Here is an 18,695-nt window from a genome sequence, read left to right as displayed (position 1 = left end):
GGCATCGTGGTTTGTCGGATTATTCTTCCGTTTCCGTAGAGTCTGTGGCTACCACCGTGTCCAGGACTTCATCTTTTGTAATTTGATAACTGCCGTCGGGCGAGATGGTGATGGACAACGGGATGTAGATGTCCGAAGCCGGGTAGCTGACACTGGTGGCAAAACGCAGGTTGTTGCCGTCCGCTTTATCGAAGGCCATTCCCTCCAAAATGGCGTGGGATATGAATCCTTTTTCCATATAGCTTCTGAAGTGGTTTTTGGTAAAGACTTTATTGAAGATTTCTTTTCCTTCGCGGTTCACGCGCAGCCGGATATAGTTGTCGGCATAGCGTTCGCCGTCGTCCCCCGTCACTAACGGAAGCGTATCGTTTACCTCCCGTACGATGTCGTACGTATATCGCGTTTGTCCGACTTTGACTTCTGCACTGTAATGATAGTCTTTCATTTCCTGCACGGAATTTGTCGTGTCCGGTTTTTCATATTCACTGTATCCGCTGGTGGTTTGCGGGTTATTTCCGCCGCAACTGTAGCACAGCAATACGGTGCATGCCATACATAGGAATTTGAAATGTGTCTGCATTTTCTTCTTTTTCTCAACAGTTTCACAAAGGAACAAAAAAAAGGTGAGTTGGACAAGCCGGTTTATTATATTTTTAGGTCTTCTTTTGTTGCCTGTTAGTCCATAAATGTCTATCTTTGAAGTCCCCAAGCATTTGCAATGAAAACAACGTTTTACTTTGTCATAGTTTTGTGCCTGTCTCTTTTGTCGGCTTGTCGCGGGGAAGAGACGAAAGCAGAAGCCGTCCGGGTCGATACGCTCTCTTTGGTTATGCAGGTAAAGGAGTGTGCCCGTCTTTATACGGCCGAATATGAAGTCCATAAATTAGTGTTGAAGGACGACCCTTTGCGGGTGAAAGGAAATCTCTTTCAGCGGGCGTTCGACGTAAAAGTTCCTATCGGCGAACGCAAGGTCATGATACCTCTCGATGTAACCCTGAAAGCTTATATTGACTTCACGGGCTTCGGCGAGAAGAATGTGTTGCGTTCGGGCGACCGTATTGTGGTCACTTTGCCCGACCCACGGGTGGTCGTGACCTCCTCGCGCATCAATCACGATGAAGTGAAGCAATTTGTGTCTTTGACACGTTCGGACTACACTTCTGCGGAGTTGGCCGATTTTACGCGTCAGGGGGAAGACGAGATTCTGGCTTCCGTACCGCAGTTGGGCATTTTGGAGATGGCTCGTGAGAATGCGGCTCATGTGTTGGTGCCGATGTTGACGAGGTTAGGCTATGACGAGCGGAATATAGTGATTTCCTTCCGTAAGGATTTTACGACGGCGGATATGCCGTTGCTGTTGGAACGTGAAGGCCGGACTGAAAAACTGAAATGAAATGGGAAAATGGTTGAGTGCACTGAAGTGGCTGGTCGTGGCCGTCGTATTGGCTGTTTTTATCGGGCTGCTGATAAAATGGAATCGTAAAGGAGGCATATCGGTGGAGGCCGGTTTTGATGACCGTATCGAGCTGACCTCTCAGGAGATACGCCGTATCGAACAAATCGGACAATGGGAATTTTTGTCGGTTCAGTCTGAAGTCGTGGCCGATACGTTACGCAAAGGGTTCTTTACCGACGACCGCTTGGTGGCTGTGTACACCGGAGTTCCCCGCATCGGGATCGACATGAACCGGGTGACAGGAGAATGGGCGCAGGCGCATGGCGATACCGTGACTCTCCGTTTGCCTGCCGTGCATTTGTTGGACAAGAATTTTATCGACGAAGCCCGTACGAAGGTGTTCTATGAGAGTGGAAAATGGCCGAACGGCGCACGCCGCGATTTGTACGACCGTGCTTACGGGAAGATGTTGCGCCAATGCCTGACGCCGTCGAATATGCGTCGGGCAGAAGCCAATGCACGCAATCAGTTCACGGCCTTGTTCCGTGCTTTGGGTTTCCATGCGGTGGAAATCTATTTTATAAGATAACCCAACTTAATACTAATTCACAATAAATGCTATGAACTTAAATCTTATTAAAATTGTAGGAGTGGCCGTGGGGGTTGCCGGAATGACGGTAGAGACCCGGGCGGCTGAAATGCAGGAGTATGTAGCCGAACGGGACAACACTCAGGTCAGTGTGTGGAAGAGCCATCGGCCCGAAAAACGTTTGTTCACTTCCAAAGCCGTAGAGGAGCAGATACAACGTGCCAAGAAACTGTTGACGAATACAAAATTGGCATGGATGTTTGAGAATTGCTTCCCGAATACGCTGGATACGACCGTCCACTTCGACGGGGCGGACGACACCTTCGTGTACACGGGTGATATCCATGCCATGTGGCTGCGGGATTCCGGTGCGCAAGTGTGGCCCTACGTACAGTTGGCCAATGAGGATCCTGAACTGAAGAAAATGTTGGCCGGAGTGATTCGCCGTCAGTTCAAGTGTATCAACATCGACCCATACGCCAATGCCTTCAATAAGGAGGCGACGGGAAGCTATTGGGCGTCCGACATGACGGATATGAAGCCCGAAGTGTATGAGCGGAAATGGGAAATCGACTCGCTGTGTTATCCCATTCGTCTGGCCTACCATTATTGGAAGGTGACGGGAGATGCCAGTGTCTTCTCCGACGAGTGGCTGCAAGCCGTGGCATACATTCTACAGACGTTCCGGGAACAGCAGCGTAAGGAGGGGAACGGCCCCTATCACTTCCAACGCAAGACGGAGCGTGCGCTCGACACCGTGACCAATAACGGATGGGGCAATCCGGTGAAGCCTGTAGGGTTGATAGCCTCGGCTTTCCGTCCTTCCGACGATGCCACCACGTTTCAGTTTCTGGTGCCTTCCAATTTCTTTGCCGTGACTTCCTTGCGTAAGGCGGCCGAGATATTGACCGAGGTGAATCATGAAAAGACGTTGGCTAAAGAATGTCGTGAATTGGCGGATGAAGTGGAGACCGCCTTGAAGAAATACGCCGTATACGATCATCCCCGTTACGGAAAAGTGTATGCTTTCGAGGTGGACGGTTTCGGCAACCGTTTGCTCATGGACGATGCCAATGTGCCCAGTCTGTTGGCCATGCCCTATCTGGGTGACGTGCCTGCGGACGATCCGGTGTATCAGAATACCCGCAAGCTGATATGGAGCGAGGACAATCCTTATTTCTTTAAGGGGACGGCGGGCGAAGGTATCGGCGGGCCACATGTCGGTTACGATATGATTTGGCCGATGAGCATCATGATGAAAGCTTTTACGAGCCGTGACGACAAGGAAATCAAAGCCTGTGTGGAAATGCTGGTGAATACGGATGCCGGTACGGGATTCATGCACGAGTCTTTTCATAAGAACGACCCGAAGAACTTTACCCGTGCATGGTTTGCCTGGCAAAACACGTTGTTCGGCGAATTGATATTGAAACTGATCAACGAGGGAAAGGCAGACTTGTTGAACAGTATCGAGACGGATTGACCCGGGAATACGGGATGCCGGTAAGAAAATCCGGTGCGGCGGAAGCTTTCCGCCGCACCGGATTTATTTGTAAGGTACGGGTGCCTGGCCTTTCTACATCGGGTTGTCTTCCGGATCGGCTTCTTCGTCCAGACGGTCTTCCCACAGGTATTTTCGGGTCTCGGCGGCAGCAATGCCCGAAAGTCCGATCAGGGATACGATGTTCGGCAGAGCCATGAGGGCATTGGTCAGGTCGGCAAAGTTCCACACCACGGCCAACTGCGTAATGGCACCGAAAAATACGCCGACGATAAAGACGCCCCGGTAGACTAAGGTCCACCGTTTGCCGCTCAGGTATTCCATGGCCTTTTCGCCGTAGTAACACCATCCTAAGATAGTGGAGAAAGCAAAAGTGACGATGCCGAACGTGAGCAGGGGAGCGCCCAGATAGGGAATCTTGTCGAAAGCCACTTTGGTCAGAGCCGGTCCGTCGGCGTATGAGATGTCGGGATAGGCCAGAATGCTGGATACCAGAACCAGGCCGGTAAGGGCGCAGATGACCACCGTATCCCAGAATGTGCCGGTGGACGACACCAATGCCTGGCGCACGGGATTGCGGGTCTGCGCGGCAGCCGCCACAATCGGGGCGGAACCCATGCCGCTTTCGTTGCTGAAAAGTCCGCGGGCGATGCCGTAACGGGCGGTCATGATGACGGAACCACCCACAAAACCTCCTCCGGCCGCTTCGGGATGAAAGGCCGATTCCACGATCAGTTTTACCGCTTCCCACACATAGCCGCCATTGACCCACAGAATGTAGCAGCATCCTAAGAAATAAAGTGCGGCCATCAGGGGGACAAACGCGCTACAGACACGTGCGATACCTTTCACGCCGAAAATGACAACCAAAGCCACGCATACGGCTACTGCCGTTCCGGTAAGTGCCTGCGGCACACGGTATGTCTCGTAGCACAGCATGGATATGGCGTTGCTTTGCACCAGATTGCCGATTCCGAACGAGGCGCACACCGTGAAGATGCAGAACAAGACAGCGAGCCATTTCATGCCCATTCCCCGTTCCAAGGCATACATGGGGCCTCCCAGCATTTTGCCTTGCGGGGTACGGATGCGGTATTTGACGGCCAGCAGTCCTTCGGCATACTTGGTCGAGATGCCCAACACGCCGGTCAGCCAGCACCAGAATACGGCGCCCGGTCCTCCTAACGTGATGGCCGTGGCTACGCCTACGATATTCCCCGTGCCGATGGTGGCTGCCAACGCTGTGGCCAACGCGCCGAACTGGCTGACGTCTCCCTGACCTGACTTGTCCGACTGTACCGAGAGCCGGATGGCTTTGAACAGTTTGCGTTGCGGAAAGCGCAGCCGTACGGTTAAAAACAAGTGGGTGCCTAACAGGATAATCACCATGGGCCATCCCCAGAGCCAGTCGCTGCACGACTTGATGAATGCGCTAAGTGTTTCTGCCATATGGATTATCTTCAGTCGTTGGTCAGTTTACCTCCCTGCCATCCGTACACTTTCGTATGGATTTCGTGGCAGATATGTTCAAAGTCTTTCTCTTCGTCCAAATCGCCGTGCACCATAAGGAGCAGGGGGAGCGGCGGGAGGTCGGCAGCGTAAGGAGGCTGTATATAGGTGCGATGTTCCCACAACCGGAAACCGCAACGGCGGTAAAAGCCGATGCGCCGTGCGGCTATGTCGGTAGTGGGCGGCTCCACTTCCAGCACGATGGGTTGTCCGGCGTGCCGGATGAAAGTGTCGAGGATGCGTCGTCCCAGTCCGCCGCCGCGCAGGGAGGGGCAGGTGGCCAGATGCTCTCCGTAGAGGAATCCGTCCAAAGTCCAATAGTTGAACAGTCCGGCAAACGTCCCGTTTTCCACAACGACCTGAGGGTGGAAAAGCGGATTGTGGTCGGTGTATTGACGTTGTCGGTCCAGGGGGCGTCGTTCTTCGGGCGGGAAAGCGTCCGTCATGAGCCGTTCGGCTTCAGCATAATACGGGTCTGTCGTTTTTACGGGTATAAGTTCCATTCTGTTTGTTTTTTAGATTATAGGTCACAAAAATACAAAGATCGTTTTGTTTTATCCACAAAAAAACGTAATTTTGTTATAAAACGTAAGGAAAAAGAAGAAATGACGGAACTTTTATGGCTGTTCGCCGGAGGGGCATGTGGTGCCGGTGTTGTTTTTTTGTGGACGAAGGCGCGTATGTCTTCCCTGCAAACCCTGTTGCAGGTCCGTGAGGAAGAGATGGAAAAACGCCGGAGCGAGATGGAAGAATCGGGTGAACGGCAGTCGCAGGATTTCAAGGAGCGCGAAGAACGCATGGAGAACCATTTGGCAGCGTTGCAGGAACGGTGCGAGGCACTGAATCGCGAGAACAAGGGGCTGGCTGCCGACAAGCAGACGTTGGAAAAAGAATTGGTGTTGGTGCGCGAGCAGATGGTGCGCGAGGGCGAAGAGCGCAACCGCCGTTTCAAGGAACAACTGAATCTCATGCAAGAGCAGTTGCAGAACGCTACCCGTGAAATATTGGGACAGCGCACCCGTGAACTTTCGCAGCAGAACACGGTGCAGATGACGGCTATCATAGACCCGCTGAAAGAGACCATCCGGGAAATGCGTACGGCCATGGACAGCAGCCGCGACACGCATAATAAGAATACGGCTTCGCTGGAGAAAGCCATCGAGGAAGTGATGAGGCGTACGCGTGAAATCGGGGCTGAGGCCGACAAGCTGGCTTCGGCGTTGCGCAACGAGAACAAGGTGCAAGGGAATTGGGGCGAGTTGATTCTGGACGAGTTGTTGGAAAGCCAGGGGCTGAAGGAAGGCATACATTACGAGAAGCAGGTGACCCTGCGCGACCGTGCAGGTAAAGCCATCCTGAACGAAGAGTCCGGGAAGCGGATGATTCCCGATACCATCCTGCATTACCCCGACGGAAAAGATGCGGTAATCGACTCCAAGGTGTCGCTTACGGCTTTTGTGGACTATCAGAACGCCGAGACGGACGATGCGCGTGCCGAATCCTTGCAGCGGCATGTCAGGAGCGTGCGGCAGCATGTGGCCGAATTGGCCCGCAAGGATTACAGTGCGTACATCAAGTTGCCGCGTCAGGCTTTGAATTACGTCATCATGTTCGTACCCAACGAAGGGGCGCTCCAGTTGGCGTTGGCAGAAGCACCGGAGTTGTGGCGTGAGGCATTCTCCAAAGGGGTGTTCATCACCGGTGAGCAGAATCTCACGGCGGCGCTCCGCATTATCCAGATAGCCTGGACCCAAATGCAACAGGCGCAGAATCAGGAGGCCATCTACGATACGGCCCGGATGTTGCTCGACCGTGTGGCCGATTTTATCGGCCATTTCGAGACGGTGGGACAGAAGTTGCAAGATGCTTCGTCCTCCTTTACCAAGGCTGCCGACAAGCTGAAGGACGGACGGTTGAGCGTGGTGGGAGCTGCCAACAAACTTATCAAGTTGGGTGCCAAGGCCAGTGCCAAGAAGGTGATTCCCGAGGAGAACGAACCGTTGCACGGAGTGGAAGGGACGGCGGAGATGGGTGCCAACCTCCCGGGATGACTCTTTTTGCGACTTTGATTTAAGATAGGTCTTTCGTGGTTTTGCTGTCTTTTTGATAGTAAAACCACGTTTTTTGTTTTGTGCATGCCTTGAAAACATGCAGGTTTTAGAGGGAGTTTAGGTCGTTTTTGAATACAATTTTTAGCGTTTCCGGTAGATTTTTTTATCTTTTTAAGTCTAAATGCGTTTCAATCTCAAGCGAATGATTTTCCGTTCGGCTGAGAAAACATATTTTTTCTCCGCATGTCGTTTGAAAGCTGTCCTCATGTTGGGCCGGAATATGCCGGAAAACGAAGCGTGGGCAAGCTTTTCCAGTTCGTTTTTATTCTATTTGAAGTGCTTCCGTTCGCAAAAAACGGCTGTCAAAATGGCATGTAAATTCGCTTTGCGCTTCCTCGCCCTCCGGCCGTTTGCGTTACGTCTTGCTTTCCGGCGGTGCAAGATGTAGCCCGAAAGCCTTATGGGCTGTCAGATTGCCTTTCCGTACCCCCGTGAGAATCCCGTATTTCCGTAGACTTCCGTATCGGGGCGTAAATAACGGATTCTCGCGGAGGTCGGTTTGACTTTTTGACAGGATTAAATGACTTCTTTCCTCTTTGCGGTTAAAGCGAATTGGTCGGAAGAAGTCTTGACCAGTTCGAATCCTAAGTTTTTCAAAAGGTCGTTGATTTCATATTTAAGGTTACTTATTTTCCGTTTGGATGCCGGCGAACCGTCGAAGAAATTCTCATTGAATACGGTATTGAGTTCCGTGAATGAGATTTCGTGTGTGGGAGCTTTAAGGAGATAATCCAGTAAGGTCGCCACTTGGCGGCGGCTTGGGCGGGTCGTGCCGTCTATGGTGATTTCGTTGGTATAACGGTTCACCCGTATTTTTTTGAATTCGCATTCCGATGTGTCGGCTATCATGTCGCTCAGTTCCGGATGGAGTTTCTGCTGATGGCGGAAATACCATACCAGCATGGCGACAACCAGGCATAAGCAGATGAAGGCTATCCCCATCCAGTAATAGGCGTGGAAAATCAGGTTTTGCGTAAACTTCACGGCCATCAAAGGTAAAGTCTCATCGTTGCAGTAAGATACCCATTTCATACAGTGGTACAGACTAATGGTAGCTCCGATGATGGTGGTCAAGAGGAGTGCAGTGACTACTGAAATGATTAAAGTAAATTTGTGCTTCATGTTTTTGCATTGTTGATTAAGTTAATATGACACAAAATTAAATATTCCAGTATTGAAAGGCAAATAATACTTGGATTTTTTTGTGAATATATCATGGTTATGTTTTCCTGTTCAGAAAAAATGAAAGAAAAAGGCGTATTTTAAAAATTTTCTTTATGCTGAATATGAGAGGCTTGATATTTTCTGATATTATTTGATACCGGATTTGATAAGATTTGATAACGAAAAGTTGTATTTGAAATCTCTATTGTTTTACTTTGTATCGTCGTCTTAAACCATGGTGGTAAAGAAGACAATAGATTTATTTTAAGTATTAATTTAATTTCAAGAACATGAGAATGAAAAGAATTTTTGGAGTAAGAGGCTTGGCCTTGTTGTTAGTCGGTGTTGGTATGTTGGCTTATAGCTGTTCCGGGGATGGTATTTTTGAGGAAGAGGAAGATGTACGTTCGTTAGCGAAGAGAGCTATGTATCCTTCCGGAGAAGGGCTTAGCCCAAGCACGGGGACAAGTAAAGTCGAAGCTGGTAGTTGGAAAGAAGATGTTAAATGTCCCCATGGTGAAGTGGAAGTAAGTGTTTCGTGGACGAGGGGGTATACTTCTGGTGTTCATAATAACAGCGATATGGCAACGATTTCAGGAAGTGTTTATTCATCTGATACTATAGTAATAAATCCTCGGATTTCCGATTTGGATTGGGAAGGTGCTTATCATATAGGAGGAGAATTGACCTATGATTATGTAAAGTGGGAGTATGTAACAGACTGGAAAGGAAATAAGAAACTCCAAAAGAATGTTTATTACAATAATAAGTATGTCTTTCATTTGAGTAATCCTATCAAGTTTGTAGAAGAGGAAGATGATAAAAAAAAGAATTGATGAAATGAGGCTGTTTAGAGGGTAGTGCCTATGTCACTTCCCTCTTTTGAGTGTTGTGGGGAGGAGAGTTTAATAAAAATAAAAAAGTAGGACTATGAAATATGTATTTTGGGTATGGGGGCTGATGTATGGGTTGGGGTGGCCGCTTCCCACGTATGGGCAAGGAATAGCCAGTTTTGAAGGTACAGATTCGCTTTACCGTAAAGTGGAGGGCTTCGGGGTGGGCTTGCCGCAGGAAAAGGCGTATCTCCATTTGGACAACACCTGCTATTTCCTCGGCGATACCATTTGGTACAAAGGCTATGTCACGCGCTCCGACCGGGGCACGTTGACCGACCTGAGCAAGATTCTCTACGTGGAGCTTCTCACGCCGGACGGTTATTCCGTGGAACGGCAGCAGTTGGAGATGGAAGACGGCACGGCCCATGGCATGTTCGTGCTGAAGGATACGCTTTATGCCGGTTACTACGAATTGAGGGCCTATACGCGTTGGATGCTCAACTTCGGACAGTGTGAATATCCCCATGTGCGTATTTCAGAGGATTTGTTCTACAGCAAGAAGATGGCCAAGGAATTTTTCCGAGACTATGAGAAGCTTTATTCACGGGTGTTTCCTGTGTATGACAAGCCTAAGAAAGCCGGGGATTTTGCAAAAGACATGACGTTGCGCCCCATGCGCCGCTACTATAAAACCCCGAAGAAAAAGAAACCCAAAGTGGACTTGCGTTTCTATCCCGAAGGAGGTAACCTTGTGGCCGGTGCGGCTTGCCGGGTGGCTCTTGAATTGAACGGCGAGGACGGGCAACATCTTGGCGGAATGAAGCTTACCGTCCGGGATAAGGAGGGAAAGGTGGCGGTTGTCTGCCGGACGGACGAGCGCGGCCGGACGACATTCCGCCTGCCGGATGTGTCGGAACAGGCGGATTTCCGTGCGACTTTCACTTACAAAGGATATGAGTATGAAGAAGAACTTCCCGAAGTGGAGAAAGAAGGTTGTGCCTTGACTGTCACGGTGGGCGACAGTGTGGTGGAGGCCGTGATACAGGCCGTCGGACTGAAGCGCCCCGTTGCCTTGCACGTCATGAGTGGCGGAGTGTCCCGTTTCTACCGTCCCTTGCCTGTGTCGCTCTTTTCAAACGGGATGGCGGACACGGCGGACGAACCGGCCTCCGGCCTCCGGGTCTGCCGGATGGCTATCCCGTTGGACAGTCTTCCCACCGGTGTCAACCAACTTACGGTCTTCGACGGGGAAGGACGTATCTATGCCGACCGGCTCTTTTTCGTCAACCATCACGACTACGATGCCCCGAAACTGGCCGTTTCCGGTGTACGTCAGTCCTACGAACCTTTCGATTCCATCACCTTACACCTGCAACTGACCGACCCGGCGGATTCCTTGTCGAGTCTTTCCCTTGCCGTTCGCGACCGGGATACGGAAGAAGACACGTATGACAATGGCACGATACTCACCGAAATGCTCCTTGCCAGTGAAATCAAGGGGTTTGTGGAGAATCCGGGTTATTATTTCGAGTCAGACGACAGTCTTCGCCGCCAAGCCCTCGACCGGCTCATGATGGTGCAGGGGTGGCGACGTTACAAGTGGCGTGAGATGGCGGACGTAGAACCCCTCGCGCTGCCTTGGTTGCCCGAGAAGTTCCAGACCATCGGAGGGTGTGTCAACCGTTCGGAAAGGCAAAACATTGATTTTAAAAAGATCAGCAACTTGAAAAAGGAGGTGAACGTCTGGGCCATGTTCACGCAGGGACCGGAGACTTTTGAATTGAAGCAACAGACGAAAGACGGTGCATTCTATATGGCCATGCCTGAGATTTACGGTGATTGCATGATGTTCCTCAGCGCGGCGAAACTGAGTAAGGGGGCAGAGTATGTCAGCAAAAGGCGTCGGAAGGGCTTCACCGACGAGGAGGCTTGGCCGGACTATTATGTGAAACTGGACTTGTTCCATCCCCATTTCGCACATCCCTACAGCTTTTACCAGGACGTGTCGCCGCGTGACCTCGAACCGTTTGCTCATGAGGACAGCCTCGTGCGCGGTTCGTTCGAGGGTCGCGTGTTGCCTTCCGTGACGGTGCGGACGCGGAGGAACGGGTTACGCCGCTACGACCCGACGAAGCCTGCAGTCGTTATCGACGCGTACGACGCATATAACATGATGGCCGATTACGGTTTGGCCGATGTGCCTTTCTATTATTTGAGCAGTCCGGCCGTGTCCACGCTTATTTCGTTCTTATTTGTGGGCGACATGAACAAATACCGTGATTATTTTCTTCGGACAACCTTCAACGCTTGGCCCAACCGTCTGTGGGACAAGCCTGTCATGCCGAGCACGCCGACCTATCCCGTCCCCGATTGGTTGTCGCGCGGGGAATTTGAGAAATACCGGTCGCTGAGCCTGTTGGACAAGTTTTATATTTATACGGACTATGTGCCCCGTGAAATGGGCAGTTGGAAATACCGGCAGGACAACCAGCCGGAAGTCATCGTGGGTATGCAGCTCCGTCCCGACGGGGAATATTTCCCTTCTTGCCGTGACCGCCGTTACCTCTTACATGGTTATGCCGTGTGCGATGATTTCTACAGTCCCGACTACAGTCATCGTCCTTTGCCCGAAACGAAAGATTACCGCCGTACGCTCCTATGGATGCCCGAAGTGGAGTTTGATGCAGAGGGAAGTGCCACAGTCCGCCTTTACAACAACAGCAAGCGGACGGCTGTCAGTGTCGAGGCCATGGGCGTTACGGACAGCGGGCGGTATATGCAATATAACAGTGTGCGGTAAACAAACGAAGTGGTATGAGTATCAAAAAGAGAACAATATGAGGAATTCAACATTCATTAAAATGCAGGCTTTTTTTCTTGCTTGCATGTTGCCTGCCTTTTTATTTGGAAAAGGTGAGGTCGTCTACACCCGTTTGCAGTCCTTCTATTCCAATGCGGGGATGGTGGCCATAGACAAGGTGGTGCTGTCCGATACGGCCACGGTCATGTATTGCACGGCGAAAGGGAAAATCAACTCTTGGTTTCAATTCGCGTCATCCACGTACCTGAGCGATGAAGAGGATGCGCGTTATCCCGTGAAGGGGGCTGTGGGGCTGACCTTGGGCGAGAAATGCTATATTCCGAAAGCCGGGCAGTTGGCGTTCCGTTTGCTCTTCAAACCGATGCCGAAAGACACGAAGATATTCGACCTGATAGAAGGGACGGACAAGGATATGTTCCGCATCTATGGCATCCACGATGCCAAGGCCAAGATAAAGATTCCGGAGGCCAAAGAAGAGATAGACGCGGAAGAGACCTCCGAGAAGATGTTCCGAAAAGGAAAGGCCGTGGTGCGCGGCAAGATAGAGGGATATTCCCAAGATTGGAATGGGGTTATTTTGTTCTTTGATGTCAGTTTCTTGGGACATAGGGAGATTGCTCCTTATCCCATAAGTCGGCCTTGTACGGCTTTGAAACCGGACGGGACATTCTATGCAGAACTATCTTTGGAGCATCCGGTGTGGGCGGAGATGAAGATGGGAGGTGGAAACGCGCCAGTTCCTTTTTATGTCCGTCCTGGTGATACGCTTGACATTACCGTGAAAGGGATATTGGAGAAGAATGTGACCGTGGACTACTCCAGCAGCCATCCGAAAGGCTGTTATGAGGACTTGTTGAAGCATCAGGACGTGCCGGTCATCTATTACGGATGGGAACGTTTGTCGGATTATGGACGGAACTTGGACACTGAATATTTTCTGAAGAATGTGGACGAGAGTGTAGCGGAAAACATGCGGCTTTGCGACTATGTGGCATGGAAGTACAAGCTTTCTCCATGGGAGACGCACCTTTTGAAGAACCGTCAAAGGTTTGAATTGACAGACCGTTATTTGTTTATGGCCAGTCGGTTGTTCGAAGAAAAGGTAGAACGTCCGAGAAAATATCCTGTGGAAAAAGAAGACTATGTAGGTTATGATTATTCTGCCTATAAGGTGTTAAACATTCTTTCTTTGGATGATCCGTCGCTTTCTTTCTTGCCTTATAGTTTAGGATATCCTCCGTCCATCAGTATGACATATATGATGGCTTTTCTTGATATGTATGCTTTTTGGGATAATTCTTCTGAAACAGAACCTTTGGACTATGCGAAAGTAGAAATCGAAAAAGACAGTCTTCAAGTGAAAACGTTGCGTGAACTGACCGGTACAAAGGGGACTCCTTGGGCTGTGCAAGCCTATCTCACCCAAAAAATGACTGGTTTGCAAGGGGAATGGAGCATAGGCCAACGCGAAAAGTTGGCAGACTTCTTGTCATCTTCCTATCTGACTTACCCCTACTTCAAGGAGAAAATAAAGGAATTGAACCGTTTGTCCGGAAACTCTACCTCATGGGTTTATGAAATACCGGAAGGGGAGGGCTACCGGGACATGAAGTCTATTTTAAATAGTTATAAAGGCCGGTATGTGCAGGTGGTTTGGCTTTCAGATCCTAATAAAGATTTTAGCTTCAATGGCAATTCGTCCGTGAAGAACATCATGGCAGATCATGAAAGTTTTCCGGACTTGCAAATCATCGCGATACTTAACGGAAAAGCATATTCGGATGATGAAGTGGCTGACCGGATGATGAGGGAGCTGTCTTTTCCGGTGGTTTATTTCAGGGATGGCGAAAGTTACCTCAAACTACAGGAGTTATTCCATTTCTACAGCAGTGGCAAGCAGATGACTTTCGACCGCAACGGGTTGGTTTTCAAACAACCGCTTGACATGAAAAACGAAACGATGTTCCGTGACCGGTTCCGTCGTATATTGAAAGCGGAAAAAGAGATGCAATGATGGCAATGGAGGAAAACAGTGACCGTGTTGGGAAATGCGTTTCCAAAGGAAAGCAGATGGCAGACGGGACAGGCATTTACTTTTACTTGTTCCTGTGCTTGTTTGCCGCCTGTTTTTTTCCTCCGGTGAGAGGCTTTTCAGAGGAATGGCTAAGGCCGAAATGGGTCTTGGCCGAAACAACAGGGCTGTTGGTGCTTTTGACATTAGGAATACAGGTGCTTGTGGCCTGCAAGCATCGGAATCCCGGATGGCGGGTTCTTTTGCGGTGGGGACGTGTAGAGGACGCGTTTTGTGAAGCTTTGGTGGCCGTGGCCTTTATGGAAGCAGTGTACGCAATAGGCCGGATGTATCGGGACGGGCAAGGAATGCCGGCATCCGGCACGTTCGATAACCCTGCCGGATTGGCTTTCTGTCTTTGTGCCGCCTTGCCTTTCCATGTCTGTTTATGGCAAAGGTGGACGAGGAGGATTGGTTATCGTGTTGTCCTTGCTGTGAGTGGTCTGGCCGTTTGGGTTGCCATATTGTGCACAGAGTCCCGCACCGGATGGATTTGCTTGGCGTTGTATGCCGCTTTGTGGTTGCAAAAACAGTGGAAAGGTCATCGTACGATGAAACTGACGATTCTGGCGGTATTGGCCGCTGGTTTGGCCTGGAGTATTTCGGTTGTCAAGACGGATTCTACCTGCGGTCGCCGTTTCATATTGGAACGTTCATGGGAATTGGTGCAGGCACGTCCTTTTGCCGGATACGGCTCCGGTGGCTTCCTGCGTGAGTATATGCCCCGGCAGGCCGATTACTTCAGACGGCACGCTGATAGCGGATATGCGTGGTTGGCCGGCGAGGTGTATCATCCGCTGAACGAATTCGTATGGGTATGGATTGAGTTCGGTTTGCCGGGAATATTATTGTTATTGGGGGCTTTGGCTTGGCTTTTGGCCGGATTGTTCCGGAGGCGCGACATCTTTTCCCGTATGCTGGCCGTTTCTTTATGTGCAAGCGTTATTTTTGCCATGTTTTCCTATCCGTTGAAATATCCGTTGGCTTCGGTAATAGGCATAGTGGCTATGTGGCGCGTGTGTGCCGGTATGTCAGGACGGATAAAGATGAATGAGTGGGGTTGGCGTTGGGTAGGCATGGCCGGAGTCGTGGTGTCGGTTGTGGCGTTGATAAAGGTGTCCGTTGCCTATTCCTATGAATATGAATGGAGCCGGGTGGCTCGCTGTGCCTTGCACGGGCATTCCCGTGAAATGATGCCACGGTATGCGGATTTGTATAGGCATTACCATCGCGATGCTTCTTTCTTGTATAACTATACGGCAGAACAGTTCTATGCCGGGCAGTATGAGGAGGCACTGAAGACAGCTAAAGAATGCAGGGCGTTATGGCCGTCTTATAATTTGTCCCTTCTGACCGGAGACATCTGTCGGGCTGCCGGAAAGTATGGCGAAGCCGTGCAATATTATGTACAGGCTCATTGGATGTGTCCGGTGAGGTTTGCTCCCTTGGAAGGTTTGTATTATGCTTATAAATCAGGGAACCGATCGCTTATGGCAGATTCGGTAGCTAACGTAATTTTCCGGAAGAAGATAAAGGTGGATTCCCGGGATGTCCAACGGATTAAAAAGGAAATATTGGAGGATATGCGGCACGGTGAAAAGATGGTGCCGTGAGACGGAATAGATGAAAAAGGTATGAAACTCATGAAAATGAAAAATACAGTTGTTTTAATGATAGTGGTCGTAGCTGTTGCCACGATTGTTGCAGTGTTTTCAGCCGTCAGTTGTTCGGAACACACGGATAAGGAACATGTCCGTGATATGGTTTTAGCTGAAAATCCCGGGTTAAAAGGCATATTGGAATTATACCAAGAAGATTCTTTGAAATATGAGGCCGCTTTGTTTCTGATAGACAATATGGGATATTACCAAGGGGCAGACAGTGGCGAACTGAACTCCATGTACAAAGCATACGAAATATTCAGCACGGGACGCTATACTTATCGGCAAGCATTGGATTCGGCCGCGAAGCTTTGCGGAAAGCCCAAGAATGTGAAAGACATCGTATGGAAGGCAGATGTGGATATGGATCCCGGATTTTTGGTATCCAATATAGAGTGGGCTTTCAAAGTATGGAGGGAACAACCATGGGGGAAAAACGTTTCATTCGAACAATTCTGTGAGTATATACTGCCTTACCGTATTGGAAACGAAGAATTGATTCCATGGCGGGAAAAATTATATTACCAGTTCATGCCTATTATCGAGAAGTACAAGAATGACCCTCAAATAGAGAACCCCACATTTGCCGCCCACATTGTTTTGGACAGTTTGCTCCGGGCACCTTTCTATTTTACGGGCGAGATGGCGACGAGCGTACGTATCGGACCGAGGATTGCGGACTGGCGAGGTGGAAGTTGTCTGGATTTGTGCGACATGTTGGTATACATTTACAGGGCGTTGGGAATCCCTTGTGGCATAGAGGAACTTCCGATGCGTGGGAACAACAACGCACCGCATTTTTGGAATTTCCTTGTTGACCAGCATGGGCAGACTTGGTATTTTTCTATGTTTTATTGGTGGCATCGCCTGCTGAAAGCCGAAGTGTATGCAGATGTCTATGGAAAAGTGTTCAGGCAACGGTTCAGCCTGAACAGAGATATGATGGATTCATTGCGGATGCCGTTGGACAGTGTGCATCCTGTATTCCGCTATCCTTTTTTTGAGGATGTCACCCGTCTGTATGCTACGGACAAGGCTTTTACTTTATCCGTAGGGAAACAGCATCTTGCCAGAGATATAAGGGCAGGAGAAGTAGTTTATATTTGTATGTCTGACCGTTATGCTTGGAAACCTGTGGGATGGACAAGATATGACGGTTCCAATGCTGTCTTTAAGGATTGTCACGGAGGTACCATTTACTGTTTGGCGGTTTATGACGCGGCTAATGACAAGTTGGCTCCGGTGTCTTCACCTTTCAGCGTTGGTCAGGAGAACGGGAAAATGGAGTTTTATGATGTGCAGGAAGAAACGGAAGATGTCGTTCTGCTGAGTAAATTCGGAATGCTTGGGGAGTTCTTTTTAGGACGGATGGTCAATGGGGTATTTGAGGGCAGCAATTCGCCTTCTTTCAAACAAAAAGATACGTTGTTCCTGATTCGTGCGACTCCGGACAGACTTTGCACAGTGGTAAAAACAGGTTCTTCCAAAGCATATCGTTATGTAAGGTATTACGGTCCGGCTGGTGGTTACGGGAATATCTCTGAGGCCGGATTCTATTCGTCTGTGAATGACACAATGCCGTTGGCCGGAAAAATATTGGGGCCGGAAGACGGTGCAACAGGCGACCATTCTTATTTCAATGTGTTCGACGGGCATACGGATACATCGTATGATTATCCTTTCGCTGACGGAGGATGGGCCGGACTTGATTTGGGCGAGCGAAAGCATATAGGGAAAATTGTCTATACGCCCCGTAATCGGGATAATTTTGTCCGTAAAGGAGATTTGTATGAGCTTTTAGTTTGCCGTGAGGGAACGTGGGTTCCGTTTGCCCGGCAAATAGCTACGGCTGATTCTTTACTTTTCCAGGGAGTGCCGAAACATGCGCTTTTGTTACTTCGCGACTTGAGTCGGGGAGAAGCGGAACGGTTGTTTGAGTATAAAGACGGTAAACAAGTGTATTGGTGAGTGGGTGGATTATGAAATTACTCCCTGTCGGTCTGCTTGTGCCGACAGGGAGTGTTCCTTTTCAAGAAGGGATTTTTATGAACGTTTGCTGCCATCGGGATTGTAAACCAGAATGAGATCTATCGGTTCGCGATCCAATTCGATGCGGTAGTAGACGCCTGTTTCCGCCCCGTTGGGATATTCAATGCGGTCTACATCGTCCTCACGTGGGTTGAACGTGTAACCTTCCTGCGTGAAGCTGTTGACTACGGCTTCCGGAACGGATGTCCATGCCATATCCTCGAATTCAGTGAACAACCATTGGTAATTCGTGTCCACGTGCATGTCTGCCTCTGCATTGTTCAGCCACATTTGTACTTCATATCCTTGGTAGGTACGTTCGACTTCCACGATTTGTGCTCCCGGATAACGGCTTTCTACCGTTTGGGTGATGTGTGGGTCATTCCGAAAGTTGTAGTCGTCCTCATCGTCGTCTTTACATGCGGTCATAACCGGGGCGAGCAATAAGATGAAAAGCCCCCATTTCCATATATTCTTTCTCATTTTGTTTTGGTTTTTGTAAAAGGTTTATATTCTTGTGAAAATCTCATCTTTCAGTCAATCTCACGGATATTGAATTTACGGTCGAATTTGAGTTCTACATCGTTGGTGAGCTCCACTTCGTACTTACGACTGTCTTTTTCTATTTTGGTGATTTTCTCTCCGGGGAACATCTCGTTCACTTGTTTCTTGATTTCCTTCGGTATGAAAAAAGCCGGGACTTCAGACCTTTTGCCGTCTACTTCCGTCCAATCCCCTTTGCTGTCGAAGGAGACTTCCGTACCATTGACAAGCTGTACGTCGTAAGTGGTAGATTTGAACCAGTCTTTGTCTATTTTGATATACGAGACTTTGGTATGGGCAAATTGCTGCTTTAAAATCGTACGTGCCGGGGCGGGCAGTTCGTTTAAATTGCGGGTGATGACATCATTGTCGGCGCAAGCGGTCGTTACGATGACAATCCCTAAAATCAATATGGCAAAAATCTTTCTCATAATGGTAATTCCTTTTAATGGTTAGTAATGCTAT

The 18,695-nt window shown here is 49.5% G+C and carries 15 protein-coding genes; 9 read left to right on the top strand and 6 right to left on the bottom strand.

The annotated features are described in order from the left end of the window. Positions 1 to 19 precede the first annotated feature (19 nt). A complete protein-coding gene (locus HMPREF9441_RS07225) occupies positions 20 to 580 on the bottom strand; it encodes a DUF4738 domain-containing protein (RefSeq protein WP_230315496.1) in 561 nt (186 codons plus the stop codon). A 138-nt stretch (positions 581 to 718) separates the two neighbouring features. Between HMPREF9441_RS07225 and HMPREF9441_RS07220 the strand changes: the two genes are divergently transcribed. From HMPREF9441_RS07220 to HMPREF9441_RS07210, 3 genes are all read left to right on the top strand, one after another. Continuing rightward, complete coding sequence (locus HMPREF9441_RS07220; RefSeq protein WP_008619704.1) at positions 719 to 1,393, top strand: DUF4230 domain-containing protein; 675 nt, start codon at positions 719 to 721, stop codon at positions 1,391 to 1,393. Position 1,394: 1 nt separating this feature from the next. Next, complete coding sequence (locus tag HMPREF9441_RS07215) at positions 1,395 to 1,985, top strand: DUF4230 domain-containing protein (RefSeq protein WP_008619703.1); 591 nt, start codon at positions 1,395 to 1,397, stop codon at positions 1,983 to 1,985. A gap of 82 nt (positions 1,986 to 2,067) precedes the next feature. After that, positions 2,068 to 3,468, top strand: coding sequence for a glycoside hydrolase family 125 protein (locus HMPREF9441_RS07210; RefSeq protein ID WP_087943194.1), 1,401 nt, complete (start codon positions 2,068 to 2,070; stop codon positions 3,466 to 3,468). Positions 3,469 to 3,561: 93 nt separating this feature from the next. Here the strand turns inward: HMPREF9441_RS07210 and HMPREF9441_RS07205 are convergent, their stop codons facing one another. After that, entirely contained in the window at positions 3,562 to 4,935 is a 1,374-nt protein-coding gene (locus tag HMPREF9441_RS07205) for an alanine/glycine:cation symporter family protein (RefSeq protein WP_008619700.1), read from the bottom strand. An 11-nt stretch (positions 4,936 to 4,946) separates the two neighbouring features. Further along, the gene (locus HMPREF9441_RS17735; protein WP_009391501.1) at positions 4,947 to 5,498 is read right to left on the bottom strand and encodes a GNAT family N-acetyltransferase; all 552 of its coding nucleotides are present in this window, start codon (positions 5,496 to 5,498) and stop codon (positions 4,947 to 4,949) included. Positions 5,499 to 5,600: 102 nt separating this feature from the next. On the opposite strand from HMPREF9441_RS17735, the gene HMPREF9441_RS07200 reads away from it, so the two are divergent. After that, positions 5,601 to 7,046, top strand: coding sequence for a DNA recombination protein RmuC (locus HMPREF9441_RS07200; RefSeq protein WP_087943193.1), 1,446 nt, complete (start codon positions 5,601 to 5,603; stop codon positions 7,044 to 7,046). Positions 7,047 to 7,622: 576 nt separating this feature from the next. Here HMPREF9441_RS07200 and HMPREF9441_RS07190 read toward each other — a convergent pair. Further along, positions 7,623 to 8,228 (bottom strand): hypothetical protein, encoded by a 606-nt coding sequence (locus HMPREF9441_RS07190; protein ID WP_008619693.1) that lies wholly within the window; start codon positions 8,226 to 8,228, stop codon positions 7,623 to 7,625. A gap of 338 nt (positions 8,229 to 8,566) precedes the next feature. On the opposite strand from HMPREF9441_RS07190, the gene HMPREF9441_RS07185 reads away from it, so the two are divergent. The 5 genes from HMPREF9441_RS07185 to HMPREF9441_RS07165 all read left to right on the top strand — a co-directional run bounded on the left by HMPREF9441_RS07185 (position 8,567) and on the right by HMPREF9441_RS07165 (position 17,627). Then, positions 8,567 to 9,106, top strand: coding sequence for a hypothetical protein (locus HMPREF9441_RS07185; protein ID WP_244949667.1), 540 nt, complete (start codon positions 8,567 to 8,569; stop codon positions 9,104 to 9,106). A gap of 94 nt (positions 9,107 to 9,200) precedes the next feature. After that, on the top strand, positions 9,201 to 11,906 hold the full coding sequence (locus tag HMPREF9441_RS07180) for a hypothetical protein (RefSeq protein ID WP_008619690.1): 2,706 nt from the start codon (positions 9,201 to 9,203) through the stop codon (positions 11,904 to 11,906). 37 nt (positions 11,907 to 11,943) lie between these two features. After that, positions 11,944 to 13,941 (top strand): hypothetical protein, encoded by a 1,998-nt coding sequence (locus HMPREF9441_RS07175; protein ID WP_244949666.1) that lies wholly within the window; start codon positions 11,944 to 11,946, stop codon positions 13,939 to 13,941. Next, a complete protein-coding gene (locus HMPREF9441_RS07170) occupies positions 13,938 to 15,611 on the top strand; it encodes an O-antigen ligase family protein (protein WP_008619688.1) in 1,674 nt (557 codons plus the stop codon). The genes HMPREF9441_RS07175 and HMPREF9441_RS07170 overlap by 4 nt, the downstream gene beginning before the upstream one ends. Positions 15,612 to 15,632: 21 nt before the next feature. Next, entirely contained in the window at positions 15,633 to 17,627 is a 1,995-nt protein-coding gene (locus HMPREF9441_RS07165; protein WP_008619686.1) for a hypothetical protein, read from the top strand. 75 nt (positions 17,628 to 17,702) lie between these two features. Here HMPREF9441_RS07165 and HMPREF9441_RS07160 read toward each other — a convergent pair whose 3' ends face one another. Next, positions 17,703 to 18,170, bottom strand: a complete 468-nt coding sequence (locus HMPREF9441_RS07160; protein WP_008619684.1) for a PepSY-like domain-containing protein — start codon at positions 18,168 to 18,170, stop codon at positions 17,703 to 17,705. Between the two features lie 50 nt (positions 18,171 to 18,220). Next, positions 18,221 to 18,661, bottom strand: a complete 441-nt coding sequence (locus tag HMPREF9441_RS07155) for a PepSY-like domain-containing protein (protein ID WP_008619681.1) — start codon at positions 18,659 to 18,661, stop codon at positions 18,221 to 18,223. Positions 18,662 to 18,695: the final 34 nt, after the last annotated feature.

The organism is Paraprevotella clara YIT 11840 (assembly GCF_000233955.1).
Classification (GTDB): domain Bacteria; phylum Bacteroidota; class Bacteroidia; order Bacteroidales; family Bacteroidaceae; genus Paraprevotella; species Paraprevotella clara.
Note: the sequence above shows the minus strand (reverse complement) of the source record. Positions and strands in the feature narration are given on the sequence as shown.